The following is an 11957-nucleotide window of genomic DNA, read 5'->3' on the forward strand; positions in this document are numbered from 1 at the left end:
CAGTGGCGGGTCGTACCGTGGGCGCATGGACAGCCATGGGCAGGACGAGCAGCGCGTCGTGTGGGCCGTGGTCGGCACCGACATCGGGCCGCTGATGCTGGCGGCGACCCGCGACGGCCTGGTCAACGTCGTCTTCCACGCCTCGGACGCGGTGCGCGACCGGGCGCTGGAGCGGCTGGCCGCCCGGCTGGGCGGCCGGCCGGTGGAGGATCCGGACTTCCCCCTGCTCGCAGAGGCGATACGCCAGCTGCGGGCGTACTTCTCCGGCGAACGCCATGACTTCGACCTGCCGCTGGACTGGTCGCTGATCTCCGGGTTCAACCGACAGGTGCTGCGCGAGCTGGCGACCGGCGTGCCGTACGGCACCGTGCTGGGCTACGGCGACCTGGCGGGGCGGGTCGGGCAGCCCGGCGGGGCGCAGGCGGTCGGCGCGGCGATGGGCGCCAATCCGCTGCCTGTGGTCGTGCCGTGCCACCGGGTGGTGGAGAGCGGCGGTGGCATCGGCGGTTTCGGGGGCGGCCTGGAGACGAAGCGGAAGCTTCTCGCCCTGGAGGGCGTGCTGCCCGAGCCGCTGTTCTGAGCGGCCCGGGGTGCGGTTAGTCGTCGTAGTGCCGGACCTCGAAGACGTTGCCGTCGGGGTCGCGGAAGTAGAAGCTGCGGACGGCGGCGCCGCGGGCGCCGGACAGGCCCGGGTCGATGCCCGACACGGGGACGCCGTGTTCCTCCAGCCGGGCCCGCAGGTCGTCGAAGGCGTCGGCCGGCAGCGACAGGCAGATGTGGTTGACCGGGTGGCCGGCGCTGTCGGCCGAGCCGGGCAGCATGTTCATCCTGGCGGCGAAACCGTGCGGGGCGAGATCGAGGATGGTCTCCTCGTTGACGCGCACGGAGGGGAAGGCCACCTCTCCTTCGGTGAACTCGGCGACCCTGACCGGTTCCAGGCCGACGGCCTTCTCGTAGAAGGCGGCAGCGGCGACCGGGTCGGCCACCCACAGGACGACGTGGTCGAGACGCGTGGTGTTCTTCGTCATGCGTCCCAGGCTGGTGGGCTCCGCCACGGGCCACAAGCGTTTATCCGAGGCCGGTGCCCGCCAGGGATGGAGGAAGGACCGACGACAGGAGGCGGGCACGTGGTGCTGGTGGTGTCGGAAGAAGTCCGGGAGGCGCTCGACGCGCGGCGGCCGGTGGTGGCTCTGGAGTCCACGATCATCGCGCACGGCCTGCCGCGCCCGCGCAACCTCCAGGTGGCGCTGGAGCTGGAGGACGCGGTGCGGCGGGAGGGCGCCGTGCCGGCGACCGTCGCGGTGCTCGACGGACGGCCCCGGGTCGGCCTGGACAAGGAGCAGCTGGAGCGGGTCGCCAACGAGGACGGCATCCGCAAGCTGGGCCATCGCGACCTGCCGCTCGCCGTGGCGGGCTCCGCGAGCGGGGCGACGACGGTGTCGGCGACGGCTCGGCTGGCCGCGCTCGCCGGGATCCGGGTGTTCGCCACCGGCGGGCTGGGCGGCGTGCACCGGGAGTGGACGGTGACCCAGGACGAGTCGGCCGACCTGGGGCTGCTGGCGCGCACCCGGATCACCGTGGTGTGCGCGGGGGTGAAGTCGATCCTGGACGTGCCGGCGACGCTCCAGCGGCTGGAGACGCTGGGGGTGGCCGTCGCCGGGTACGGCACGGACCGGTTCCCGGGCTTCTATCTGGCGGACTCGGGGCACCCGGTCGACTGGACGCTGGAGACCCCGGAGCAGGTCGCGGCCGTCATGCGCGCCCAGGACGCGCTGGACGCGCCGGATTCCGCGCTGATCGTCGCCCGCCCCGTACCGGAGGCCGAACAACTCGACCCCGAGCTGCACGCGCGCGTGCTCGCCGACGCGCTGCGCGACTGCGCGGAGCGGGGCGTGACCGGGCAGGCGGTGACACCGTTCCTGCTCGATCACCTGGTCCGGCACACCGGCGGGGCCTCGCTGAGCGCCAACCTGGCGGCGGTGCGCGGCAACGTCCGGTTGGCGGCGCGGATCGCCGGGGCCTGGACCAGGGGGTGAGCGCGGGCCGGGACGGAGCGCTGCTGGTCGTCGGGGACGTGGTGACGGACGTGGTCGCCCGGCACGGCGGGCCGCTCGCGGCCGGCACCGACACGGCCGCCGTGATCCGCACGCTGCCAGGCGGCGCGGGCGCCAACGTGGCCTGCTGGGCGGCCCACACGGGCTGCGCGGACGTACGGCTCCTGGGACGGGTGGGAGCGGACGCCGCCGACTGGCACGCGCGGGAACTGCTCGCGGCCGGGGTAAGGCCCCGGCTGGTGGTGGATCCGGAGGCGGCGACCGGGACGGTGATCTGCCTGGTCGACGCGGCTGCGGCGGCGGAGCGGACGTTCCTGACGGACAGCGGGGCGTCCCTGCGGCTCGGTCCCGCCGACTGGTCGGACGGGCTGCTCGACGGGGTGGCCCGGCTGCATCTGTCGGGTTATCTGCTGTTCACGGAGTCGAGCCGGGCGCTCGCCGGCACGGCGCTCGCGGCGGCACGGGCGCGTGGCGTGCCGGTCAGCCTGGACCCGGCGTCGGCCGGCTTCCTCGCGGAGCTGGGTGTGGACCGATTCCTGGCCTTCGCGGAGGGGCTCGACCTGCTCCTGCCCAGCCGGGACGAGGCGTGCCTGCTGACGGGGCTGCCGGATCCGGGGGACGCGGCGGCCAAGCTGAGCCGTGTCGTGCCGCTGGTGGTGGCCAAGGCGGGGGCCGAGGGCGCGTTGGTGGCCCGCGCCGGCGCGGTACCTGTCCGGGTGCCGCCCCGGCCCGTGGTGCCCCGGGACACCACGGGCGCGGGGGACGCGTTCACCGGAGCCTTCCTCGCCGCGCTGCTCGCGGGAGCGACCCCGGAGGAGGCGGCGGCCCAGGGCTGCCGGGCGGGTGCGGAGGCGGTGCGGAGGGTGGGCGGCAGACCTCCGCCTCGGGACGACGGGAGCCGGGGAGCGACGGACGGAAGCGAGGCAGGTCGGTGAAAGGCAGGCGCCGGGAGGCCGGTGATCTGCCGTTCCTCCCCCGAGCGGGCGCCGCGACGAGGGCCGGCCGGTGCGTTCTCCCGCGCGGCCGGCCGGTCCGTGTGCCCGCGCGGCCGACCGGCTCGGGGAGGGGAGGCGAGGGGAGGGGAGGGTGACGGTCGGTCGGCGATTGACGGTGCCGGCCGACCGGCGGTCGTCGGTGACGACCTGTCGGCCACGCCGTGACGGTGACAACCCGCCGGTCCCGCCGTGACGGTGTCGGCCCTACGCCTTGTGCCCCCAGACCGAGATCATCGGCGCGGTGGCCAGGTCCATGCCGCCGGTCTCCACGTTGGCCAGGTGCTGGTCGATCTCGGCGTCGGTGGCGAGACCGGCGACGACCAGACGGTCACGGATCTGACGGACCGTCGCGGCCTCGAGGGCGGTGCAGGCGGGTGAGGTCACGGGGAAGTAGGCGTCGGCCTGGACGCCGTGCAGGCCGGCCTCCCGGAGCAGACGCGGGAGTCTGCGGCCGTAGGACAGGTCTGCGCCGCGGTCCGCGAGGAGCTTGCGGAAGCCTCGGCGCAGCCGGTTGGCGAGCCGCTGCTCGGGGCCGTATTCGTCGGGGCAGAGCAGCGGCTGGAGGGCGGGATCGGCGTCCTCGATCAGCAGTCGTCCGCCGGGACGCAGAGACTTGATCATGGACCGCAACGCCTTGTCCCGGTCGGGTACATGGACGAGGACCAGCCGGGCGTGGACCAGATCGAAGCCCTCCCCCGGAGGTTCCTCGGCGCCCACGTCGTGGACGCGGATCTCCACCGGCGGCCGGCCGGCGGGGGTGAGCCGCGAGGTGTCGATGTCGGTGGCGACGACCCGCCCGGACGGTCCGGCCTTCTCGGCGAGCCAGGAGACGACGGAGGTGCCGCCGGCGCCGACTTCCCAGCAGCGCATACCCGGTCCGGCACCGAGGTGTTCGAGGTGCCGGAAGGTCGTGGGGTCGAAGAGGGTGGCGAAGGCGTCGAAGCGCCGGCCCGCCTCGTTCTGCTGGTTGTCCAGGAGGTATCCGTCGGATGGCGTCACGCTCCGATCATCCCAGTCACCCGGGCCGTCCCCCTCGACCGACCCTCCGTCCACAGGCGGGAACCAAACGGAACTTGCCGTTCCCACAGGCTTGCCCGCGCTTTGCCGGGGGCTGGCAGACTTGCGGGTCAAGGCACGGAAGCGTTGCAGCACGGAGATCCACGCGAGGAGATCCAGATGTCGATGGCAGGGAATCTGCGGAAGGTCACGGGGCTGGGAAAGGTCGGCGGCCTGCGCAAGGTCGCACGGCTGGCCCGGCGCCGGCCGCGCGTGGACCTGAGCCACCCCGCCAGGTCGCCGCTGGGCTCGTCGGTGGTGAACTGCGTGACGTACCAGGACGGTGTGCGTGTGCCCGGGTGCGCCGACCTGGTCGATGCCGTACGGCTGGTGCGCAAGACCGGCGAGGGCTTCGTCTGGCTCGGGCTGCACGAACCCACGGACCGCGAGTTCGCCGGCATCGCCGAGCTGTTCGACCTGCATCCGCTGGCGGTGGAGGACGCGGTCGAAGCGCATCAGCGGCCCAAGCTGGAGCACTACGGGGACACGCTCTTCGCGGTGTTCAAGAGCGTCTGCTACGTGGAGCACGAGCAGTTGACGGCGACCAGCGAGGTGGTGGACACCGGCGAGATCATGGTGTTCGTCGGTGAGGACTTCGTGATCACGGTGCGGCACGGGCGGCACGGCTCGCTCGGACCGCTGCGCGAGGAGCTGGAGGCGGACCCGCAGCAGCTCGCCAAGGGACCGGCGGCGGTGCTGCACGCGATCGCCGACCATGTGGTGGACGACTACCTGAATGTCACGGACGCGGTGCAGGCCGACATCGACCAGGTCGAGACGGAGGTGTTCTCGGAGAACGGCGCACGTCTTGACCCGGGCCGCATCTACCAGATGAAGCGTGAACTGCTGGAGCTGAAGCGGGCGGTGGTGCCACTGAGCCGCCCGGTGGAGGATCTGGCGACCCGGCCCATACGGGTGGTCGCTCCGGAGATACAGGCCTATTTCCGGGATGTGTCCGACCACCTGATCCGGGCCAAGGAGCAGATCGCCGCGTTCGACGAGCTGCTCAACTCCATCCTGCAGGCGCACCTGGCGCAGGTGACCGTCGCCCAGAACGAGGACATGCGGAAGATCACGGCCTGGGCCGCCGTGGTCGCGGTGCCGACGATGGTGTGCGGGGTGTACGGCATGAACTTCGACCACATGCCGGAGCTGCACTGGCAGTTCGGCTATCCGCTGATCATGACCGTGACGGCGGCGGCATGCCTGATGCTGTACCGGGGATTCCGGCGCAACGGCTGGCTCTGAGCGGGGCGTCCCCGGGCCGCGGCGGGGCGGCCGTCGCGGTCTGCCCGGTCAGGCCGAGAAGGACACCACCTTCTGCGGGACGATCCTGACGATCACCCGGACCTCGTCGTCCCTCTCGGCCGGCGGGTCGATGCCGAGGTACTTGTGCGACAGATCGCGCGGGAGCCGCTTGTCCTCGTCCGGCAGGATCTCGGCGACGCCCCGGATCTCGGCCGAGTGATAGGGGTTCGCCAGATCGAAGACGGAGAGGCTGATGCGGGGGTCACGGCGGAGGTTGCGTACCTTCTGCCGGCGGTCGACGGACGAGAAGAGCACGCTGTCTCCCTCGCGCTTGATCCAGACCACGGAGTTCTGCGGGGCGCCGCCGGGGCCGAGGGTGGCGACGCTGGCGAAGTTCTTGCCGTCCAGCAGAGCCCGGAGGGAGTCATCGAGGTGAACGGGAGTGTCCGTCGAAGTCGTCATGACGTCACTCTAGTTACATGCGCGCGCATATAAAAGTGGTGAGGCCGGATCAGCGGGCGTCCGATCGCCGGCGGCGTGTCCGGGACGGGACGGGCCGGGACGGGCCGGGACGGGACGGGCCGGGACGGGACGGGCCGAGGGCCTCTCCGGATCAGCCGCTCCAGGCGGGGTGGCGTGGGTCGTCGGCGCGTACCAGGACGTCCGCCGTGCCGGAGGGGTCCGTCTCGGCTTCGTAGCGCTCGAAGGCGGGGAGGGTCCAGTGCTCGGTCTCGGCCGTGCGACGACGAAGGGCGCCCGGGGAGAGGAGGAGATGCACGGTCAGGTCGAAGGGGAACCAGTGACGCAACAGAAGGGGGCCATGAAGCAACAGCACCGCGCCGGGCGGGAGTTGGACGTAGGGGCTGCGGGTGGCCCGGTCCGTGGCCGGGTCCCACAGGTCGGGCAGGATCCGCCCGCTGCCTCCGGCATCGAGCGGAGCGAAGACCTCGCGCCACAGGGCGCCGGTGTCGAACCACCCGCCGTAGTACGACTCCGCGTCGCGCCGCCCGTGCTCCAGGCGCAGCGAGGCGGGTCGCAGAAACCCCTCGGTGCCGACGACCACCGAGGGCCGGCCGCGCACCTTCAGCGCCTCCCCCACCCGCGTCGCGAGGTCTCCCGGCCGAGCGGCCGGGGCCCCGTCGAAGCCGACGCGCGGCCATGCCCCCGCGTCGGCCGGCGCCGCGCCGGCCAGCCGGTCGGCGAGCTGCTCGGCGAGCCGGTCCCAGGTGATCGCTTCGAGTCGCACAGGCCCCATGATGCCTGGCGGTCCGGGAGGACGGCGAGGGCGGTCAGGCGGGGTGCCCGGCCGCGCGACGGGCCGCGAGCAGGTCAGGAAGGTGGGCCTCGCTCCAGGAGCGGGCCGCGTCGAGGAGGGGGATCAGAGTGCGGCCGAGGGCCGTGAGCGCGTACTCGACGCGGGGCGGGTTCTCGTCGTACGCGGTGCGGGTCACCAGGCCGTCACGCTCCATCGCGCGCAGGGTCTCGCTGAGGACCTTCGGTGTGACGGCCGGGAGTGGGACCCGTAGTTCACCGAACCGGCGCGGCCCCTCCTGGAGACAGCGGATGACCATGCCGGACCACTTGTCGCCGACCCGGAAGGGCATCGCGGAGGACGGACAGAGGGGGTGGAACATGTCGGGATCGAGAGGTGCGGAACGGTCGCGGTCCGTCGCGTCGGTCATCCGTCGAGCGTAGCGCCGGTTCCGTTGCGGTAACCGGGAGTGCGCCCCCTAACGTCCTGGCCGAACGCGAACAGCAGCGGTGTGAGCGGGAGGTTGGGATGAGTGACATCGTGGTCTTCGGTGCGGGGGGACGGGCCGGACGGGCGGTGACAGCGGAGGCAGGCGCGCGGGGCTACGGGGTGACGGCCGTGGTGCGGGATCCGGCGCGGTATCCGGATCTCCGGGCGGACGGCGTCACGGTCGTACCGGGTGACGTCACCGATCGCGGGTCGGTCGGCGCGGTCGCGGCCGGGCATGCCGGTGCGGTGCATGCCGTATCGCCGTACAGCGGGCCGGAGCAGGGCTTCGACGCGTTGGACCCCGCGTTCTTCGTGAAGGCGGCCGACGCGCTGCTCGACGGGCTCGCCGAGGCAGGCGTGGGCAGGCTCGTGGCAGTGGGCCTGGGTGCGAATCTGCTCGGCGCGGACGGACGGCCGGTGATGGACGATCCGCTCGCGTTCCCCCCGGAGATCCGGCCGTTCGCGCTGGCGCACACGGCCGGGCTGCACCGGCTTCGGGAGCGTGGGGAGGGCCGCGTCGACTGGGTGATGCTCACGCCCGCCGGGCACCTGGAGCACGGCGGCGACCGGACGGGGAGGTATCACGTGGGCGGGGAACGGCTGCCCGGCGGCGACCGCGAGCCGTGGCTGTCGTACGCGGATCTCGCGGTGGCGCTGGTGGACGAGATCGAGCGGCCGGTACGACACCGCACGCGGGTTTCGGTGTTCAACTTTCGGGAGGAGGAGGGGTAGTTCGGGGCGACCAGGGGGGCTGCGGCCCGCCGGGGAACGGGCGGACACGCGGACGGCACCGGTCGTCGGGGCGGCGGGGAGGACGGCCACGGGAAGAGGGCGGGAGCGGAGCGGGAGGGGTGGGTGGTGACGGGGAAAGAACCGCGTATGGCGCTTCCCGCGACTCCCCGCACCCCCGGTCGCCTTGTCGTCGTCCAGCCGTTGAAACGCAGGCGGTGTGCCGGCTGCCGGCGCGGTCCGCTGTCGCTGCTGATGCTGGAGGACGGGGCGCCGCGTTGCCTGCACTGTGCCGACCTCGGGCATCTGGTCTTCCTGCCGCGTGGCGACACGGCTCTGACCCGCAGGGCGCGGGAGGAGAGCACGCTGTCGGCGGTGGTGGTGCGGTTCAACCGGCGCAGGAGCCGCTACGAACGCCAGGGCGTGCTCGTGGAGGAGGCCGCGCTGGCCCGGGCGGAGGCGCGTTGCCTGGCCGACGCGGAGGCGCGGCGCCGGCGCAGGGCGCGGGACGGACGGCGCAGGGCGGCGGAGGACGAGCGGTTCGCGGCCGCGTTCGCCGCGGAGATCCTCCGGCTGTTCCCCGGGTGTCCGGCCGAGCGGGCCCGGGCGGTCGCGGCCCACGCGTCGGTGCGGGGCAGCGGGCGGGTGGGGCGCAGCGCGGCCGGACGGGCGCTGACCGAGGGCGCGGTGATCTCGGCGGTCGTGGCAGCCGTACGGCATGTGGACACGCCCTACGACCAACTGCTGATGAGCGGGGTGCCACGATATGAGGCACGGCGCCGGATCGCGGCGGCTGTGGAGAGTGTGCTGCGGGGGTGGCAGGAGGCCGGGGAGGAGGACACCGGCTGAGGTCCCGGGGCGAGGAGGACACCGGCTGAGACCCCCGGGCGAGGAGGCCCGAGGAGGCCCCGAGGAGGCCGGGGGAAGGTGCGGGTGGCCTCCGTGGGGAGAGTGGCGAAGCCGGATCGGGCGTGGCAGGGAACAGGGGTGTGGAAATGATCGACGGGCCGTTCTTCGTGCTGGTCGTGGCGGGGGTCCTGGGGACCGGGCTGGTGGCCGGTGTCTTCTGCGGGTTCTCGACCTTCGTGATGCGGGGTCTCGCCGCGCTGCCGCCCGCGCAGGGCGTCGCGGCGATGAACGCGGTCAACGTCGCGGCCGTGCGTCCGGCGTTCATGACCGTGTTCGCCGGATCGGCGGTCCTGAGCGCGCTGGTCTCGGTGGTGACGTTCGTCGTGTGGCCGGGCGAGGGGAAGGTGCTGCTGTTGCTGGGCAGCGCGCTGTACCTGTTCGGCTCGTTCGGGCTGACGATCGTCGCGAACGTGCCCCGCAACGACCGACTCGCCGGGCTCACCCCGGGGAGTCCGGAGGCCGCCGGGTACTGGCCGGTGTACGTGCGCGAGTGGACGTTCTGGAACCACGTCCGGACCGTCGCCTCGGCGGCGGCGTCCCTCACCTACATATCGGCCCTCGCCTGAGCCCTGGGCTCGCCGGGGCCGGTCCCTCGCCCGAGTCCCGGACGCGCCCGGGACTCGGCCAAGCCCGGGCGTGCCCGGCCCACGCCTGGCCCTGGGCGTCCCCGGCCCCCACCGGAGCCCTCGGCGTGCCCGGTCCCCGCCTGAGCCCTTGCCGGGCCGGGGCTGTCCTGGACGGGGAGCGGTAGCGGCCGGTCGTGCCGTGGGGCCCGGAACAAAGCGCTTCCCGCCACTCTGCGCGGCCGTCGGCGGAGACGTATCGTGGCCGGAAGAGTGCCGCCCGAAGACGCACGGCCCTTCGTACACCCGGTGCCGCCGGTGCCCGTACGCGAGGAAGACGCCATGGCCGATCCCAAGGGGTTCATGACCACGCCGCGCCAGGAGTGGCCGCGGCGGCCCGTCGAGCAGCGGGTGCGGGACTGGGACGAGGTGTACGTCCCGGGAGCGCTGCTGCCCATCATCAGCAAGCAGGCCGACCGCTGCATGGACTGCGGCGTCCCCTTCTGTCACCAGGCCTGCCCGCTGGGCAATCTCATCCCCGAGTGGAACGACCTGGTGTCACGGGAGGACTGGCGGGCCGCGAGCGACCGGCTGCACGCCACCAACAACTTCCCGGAGTTCACCGGCCGGTTGTGCCCGGCGCCGTGCGAGGCAGGGTGTGTGCTGGCGATCAACCAGCCGGCCGTCACCATCAAGAACGTCGAGTGCGCGATCGCGGACAAGGCGTGGGAGGAGGGGTTCACGCCGGCCCGGCCGCCCGAGCGGCTGTCCGGGAAGACGGTCGCGGTCATCGGTTCCGGCCCCACGGGACTGGCCGCGGCACAGCAGCTGACGCGGGCCGGACACACGGTCGCGGTGTACGAGAAGGACGACCGGGTCGGCGGTCTGATGCGGTACGGCATCCCCGAGTTCAAGATGGAGAAGCGGCATCTGGAACGGCGGATCGAGCAGATGCGGGCCGAGGGGACGAGGTTCCGTACCTCGACCACGGTCGGCCGGGACGTGCCGGCGGACGAGCTGCGGAGCCGGTACGACGCGGTGGTGATCGCGACGGGTGCGACGGCGTGGCGGGAACTTCCGGTACCGGGGCGGGCGTTGCACGGGATACACCAGGCGATGGAGTACCTGCCGCTGTCGAACCGGGTGTGCGAGGGGGACCTGGAGATCTCGCCGCTGTCGGCCGCCGGAAAGCACGTGGTGATCGTCGGTGGCGGGGACACGGGGGCCGACTGTCTGGGCACCGCGGTGCGCGAGGGGGCCGCGTCCGTGACCCAGCTGGACATCTACGCACAGCCGGGTGCGGAGCGCGACGAGGACAGCGAGCCGTGGCCGACGTACCCGAAGATCTACCGGCTGTCGGCGGCGCACGAGGAGGCAGGGGAGCTGCGGACGGCGCCGGCGGCGGACGCGGACGCACGGCTGTTCGCGGCGTCCACGCTGCACTTCGAGGGGGACGACAGGGGGTGGGTCCGGTCGCTGCACGTGGTGGAGGTCGACGAGCGGCGGGAGCCGGTGCCGGAATCCGGGCGGACACTCCCCACCGACCTGGTGCTGCTCGCCCTCGGGTTCTCCGGTCCCGACCGGGAGGACGGGGTGATCGACCAGCTGGGGCTGGCGCTGCAGCCGCGCGGCACCATCGCCCGCGACGACGGCTTCGCGACCAACGTGCCCGGGGTGTTCGCCGCGGGAGACGCGGCGCGCGGGCAGTCGCTCATCGTGTGGGCGATAGCGGAGGGACGTGCCGTCGCGGCGGCCGTCGACCGGTATCTGACGGGGCGTTCCCGGCTCCCGGCCCCGATCGCGCCCACGGACCGACCGATGGTGGTCTGAGCCGGAGCCCGGCGGGACCCGGCGGGAACGTGGCGCGCCGGGGGCAGCTGGAGTCCGACGGGACCGTGGCGCGCCGGGGGCAGCTGGAGTGCGGCAGGACCGTGGCGCGCCGGGGGCAGCTGGAGTGCGGCAGGACCGTGGCGCGCCGGGGGCAGCTGGAGTGCGGCAGGACCATGGCACGCCGCGGGCACGTGGAGTGCGACAGGACCATGGCACGCCGCGGGCACGTGGAGTCCGGCGGGACCGTCAGGCGGTGCGCTCGTCCGTGCCCGCCACCTTCCCCGTGGCCAGGGCCACGCGGTTCCACGTGTTGATCGTGAGGATCAGGGAGAGCACCTGGGCCAGTTCCTGGTCCCCGAAGTGGGCGGCGGCCTCGGCGTAGACGGTGTCGGGGACGCCGCCGTCGGCGACGAGGGTCACCGCCTCCGTCAGGGCGAGGGCTGCCTGCTCCTTCGGGGTGAAGAAGTGCCGGGCCTCGCGCCAGACGGCGACCATGTGCAGCCGGTCCTCGCTCTCGCCGGCCTTGCGGGCGTCGTTGGTGTGCATGTGCAGGCAGTAGGCGCAGTGGTTGAGGTGGGAGGCGCGGATCTGGATCAGTTCGACCAGGGCCGGGTCGAGGCCGGCGCGGGCGGCGGCGTCGAGCCCGATGATCGCGCGGAAGACCTTCGGCGCGGCCTTCGCGAGGTCCAGGCGGGTGCGGGCGGCCTCGGCGGTGGCGACCCCGGTGCCGGAATCGGTGGTGCCGGTGGCGGTCGAGGTGGCGGCGGCGCTGGTCGACAGGGCGGCGGTGGTCGAGAGGGCAGCGGCGGTGGAGAGGGCAGCGGCGGTGGAG

General features: G+C 73.3%; 14 protein-coding genes. 8 read left to right on the forward strand and 6 right to left on the reverse strand.

Translation table 11 applies throughout. The annotated features are described in order from the left end of the window. Positions 1 to 25 precede the first annotated feature (25 nt). Positions 26 to 580 (forward strand): methylated-DNA--[protein]-cysteine S-methyltransferase, encoded by a 555-nt coding sequence (locus GT045_RS05485; RefSeq protein ID WP_161291916.1) that lies wholly within the window; start codon positions 26 to 28, stop codon positions 578 to 580. Between the two features lie 16 nt (positions 581 to 596). On the opposite strand, the gene GT045_RS05490 is transcribed toward GT045_RS05485, so the two are convergent. Continuing rightward, on the reverse strand, positions 597 to 1028 hold the full coding sequence (locus tag GT045_RS05490) for a VOC family protein (RefSeq protein WP_161333453.1): 432 nt from the start codon (positions 1026 to 1028) through the stop codon (positions 597 to 599). Positions 1029 to 1127: 99 nt separating this feature from the next. On the opposite strand from GT045_RS05490, the gene GT045_RS05495 reads away from it, so the two are divergent. Beyond that, positions 1128 to 2036: a pseudouridine-5'-phosphate glycosidase gene (locus GT045_RS05495; protein WP_161291918.1), complete on the forward strand. Its 909-nt coding sequence runs from the start codon at positions 1128 to 1130 to the stop codon at positions 2034 to 2036. Further along, positions 2033 to 2989, forward strand: coding sequence for a PfkB family carbohydrate kinase (locus GT045_RS05500; RefSeq protein ID WP_345942552.1), 957 nt, complete (start codon positions 2033 to 2035; stop codon positions 2987 to 2989). Before GT045_RS05495 ends, GT045_RS05500 begins: the two co-directional genes overlap by 4 nt. A gap of 264 nt (positions 2990 to 3253) precedes the next feature. Here GT045_RS05500 and GT045_RS05505 read toward each other — a convergent pair whose 3' ends face one another. Continuing rightward, positions 3254 to 4048 (reverse strand): methyltransferase, encoded by a 795-nt coding sequence (locus GT045_RS05505; protein ID WP_161287062.1) that lies wholly within the window; start codon positions 4046 to 4048, stop codon positions 3254 to 3256. A 177-nt stretch (positions 4049 to 4225) separates the two neighbouring features. Here GT045_RS05505 and corA point away from each other — a divergent pair, with 177 nt between their 5' ends. Then, entirely contained in the window at positions 4226 to 5353 is a 1128-nt protein-coding gene (gene corA, locus GT045_RS05510; protein WP_161287063.1) for a magnesium/cobalt transporter CorA, read from the forward strand. A gap of 48 nt (positions 5354 to 5401) precedes the next feature. On the opposite strand, the gene GT045_RS05515 is transcribed toward corA, so the two are convergent. The 3 genes from GT045_RS05515 to GT045_RS05525 form a co-directional block, all read right to left on the reverse strand. Further along, positions 5402 to 5815, reverse strand: coding sequence for a PPOX class F420-dependent oxidoreductase (locus tag GT045_RS05515; RefSeq protein ID WP_161333454.1), 414 nt, complete (start codon positions 5813 to 5815; stop codon positions 5402 to 5404). Between the two features lie 151 nt (positions 5816 to 5966). Then, positions 5967 to 6599, reverse strand: coding sequence for a uridine kinase (locus tag GT045_RS05520; protein ID WP_161333455.1), 633 nt, complete (start codon positions 6597 to 6599; stop codon positions 5967 to 5969). 43 nt (positions 6600 to 6642) lie between these two features. Beyond that, positions 6643 to 7035: a helix-turn-helix domain-containing protein gene (locus GT045_RS05525; protein WP_161333456.1), complete on the reverse strand. Its 393-nt coding sequence runs from the start codon at positions 7033 to 7035 to the stop codon at positions 6643 to 6645. 98 nt (positions 7036 to 7133) lie between these two features. On the opposite strand from GT045_RS05525, the gene GT045_RS05530 reads away from it, so the two are divergent. The 4 genes from GT045_RS05530 to GT045_RS05545 all read left to right on the forward strand — a co-directional run bounded on the left by GT045_RS05530 (position 7134) and on the right by GT045_RS05545 (position 11125). Beyond that, on the forward strand, positions 7134 to 7826 hold the full coding sequence (locus tag GT045_RS05530; protein WP_161333457.1) for an NAD(P)H-binding protein: 693 nt from the start codon (positions 7134 to 7136) through the stop codon (positions 7824 to 7826). 147 nt (positions 7827 to 7973) lie between these two features. Further along, positions 7974 to 8672, forward strand: a complete 699-nt coding sequence (locus GT045_RS05535) for a DUF2293 domain-containing protein (protein ID WP_202527230.1) — start codon at positions 7974 to 7976, stop codon at positions 8670 to 8672. Positions 8673 to 8818: 146 nt separating this feature from the next. Beyond that, a complete protein-coding gene (locus tag GT045_RS05540; protein WP_161288251.1) occupies positions 8819 to 9298 on the forward strand; it encodes an anthrone oxygenase family protein in 480 nt (159 codons plus the stop codon). A gap of 339 nt (positions 9299 to 9637) precedes the next feature. Continuing rightward, the gene (locus GT045_RS05545; RefSeq protein WP_161333458.1) at positions 9638 to 11125 is read left to right on the forward strand and encodes a glutamate synthase subunit beta; all 1488 of its coding nucleotides are present in this window, start codon (positions 9638 to 9640) and stop codon (positions 11123 to 11125) included. A 246-nt stretch (positions 11126 to 11371) separates the two neighbouring features. On the opposite strand, the gene GT045_RS05550 is transcribed toward GT045_RS05545, so the two are convergent. Then, on the reverse strand, positions 11372 to 11815 hold the full coding sequence (locus GT045_RS05550) for a carboxymuconolactone decarboxylase family protein (protein WP_202515228.1): 444 nt from the start codon (positions 11813 to 11815) through the stop codon (positions 11372 to 11374). Between the last annotated feature and the right edge of the window lie 142 nt (positions 11816 to 11957).

This window comes from Streptomyces sp. SID486 (genome assembly GCF_009865385.1).
Taxonomy (GTDB): domain Bacteria; phylum Actinomycetota; class Actinomycetes; order Streptomycetales; family Streptomycetaceae; genus Streptomyces.

Excerpts from the sequence above, each read along its gene's own strand:
- GT045_RS05540 (WP_161288251.1), top strand. The coding sequence starts at position 8,819 with ATGATCGACGGGCCGTTCTTCGTGCTGGTCGTGGCGGGGGTCCTGGGG.
- GT045_RS05490 (WP_161333453.1), bottom strand. The coding sequence starts at position 1,028 with ATGACGAAGAACACCACGCGTCTCGACCACGTCGTCCTGTGGGTGGCC.
- GT045_RS05485 (WP_161291916.1), top strand. The coding sequence starts at position 26 with ATGGACAGCCATGGGCAGGACGAGCAGCGCGTCGTGTGGGCCGTGGTC.
- corA (WP_161287063.1), top strand. The coding sequence starts at position 4,226 with ATGTCGATGGCAGGGAATCTGCGGAAGGTCACGGGGCTGGGAAAGGTC.
- GT045_RS05525 (WP_161333456.1), bottom strand. The coding sequence starts at position 7,035 with ATGACCGACGCGACGGACCGCGACCGTTCCGCACCTCTCGATCCCGAC.
- GT045_RS05545 (WP_161333458.1), top strand. The coding sequence starts at position 9,638 with ATGGCCGATCCCAAGGGGTTCATGACCACGCCGCGCCAGGAGTGGCCG.
- GT045_RS05530 (WP_161333457.1), top strand. The coding sequence starts at position 7,134 with ATGAGTGACATCGTGGTCTTCGGTGCGGGGGGACGGGCCGGACGGGCG.
- GT045_RS05515 (WP_161333454.1), bottom strand. The coding sequence starts at position 5,815 with ATGACGACTTCGACGGACACTCCCGTTCACCTCGATGACTCCCTCCGG.
- GT045_RS05535 (WP_202527230.1), top strand. The coding sequence starts at position 7,974 with ATGGCGCTTCCCGCGACTCCCCGCACCCCCGGTCGCCTTGTCGTCGTC.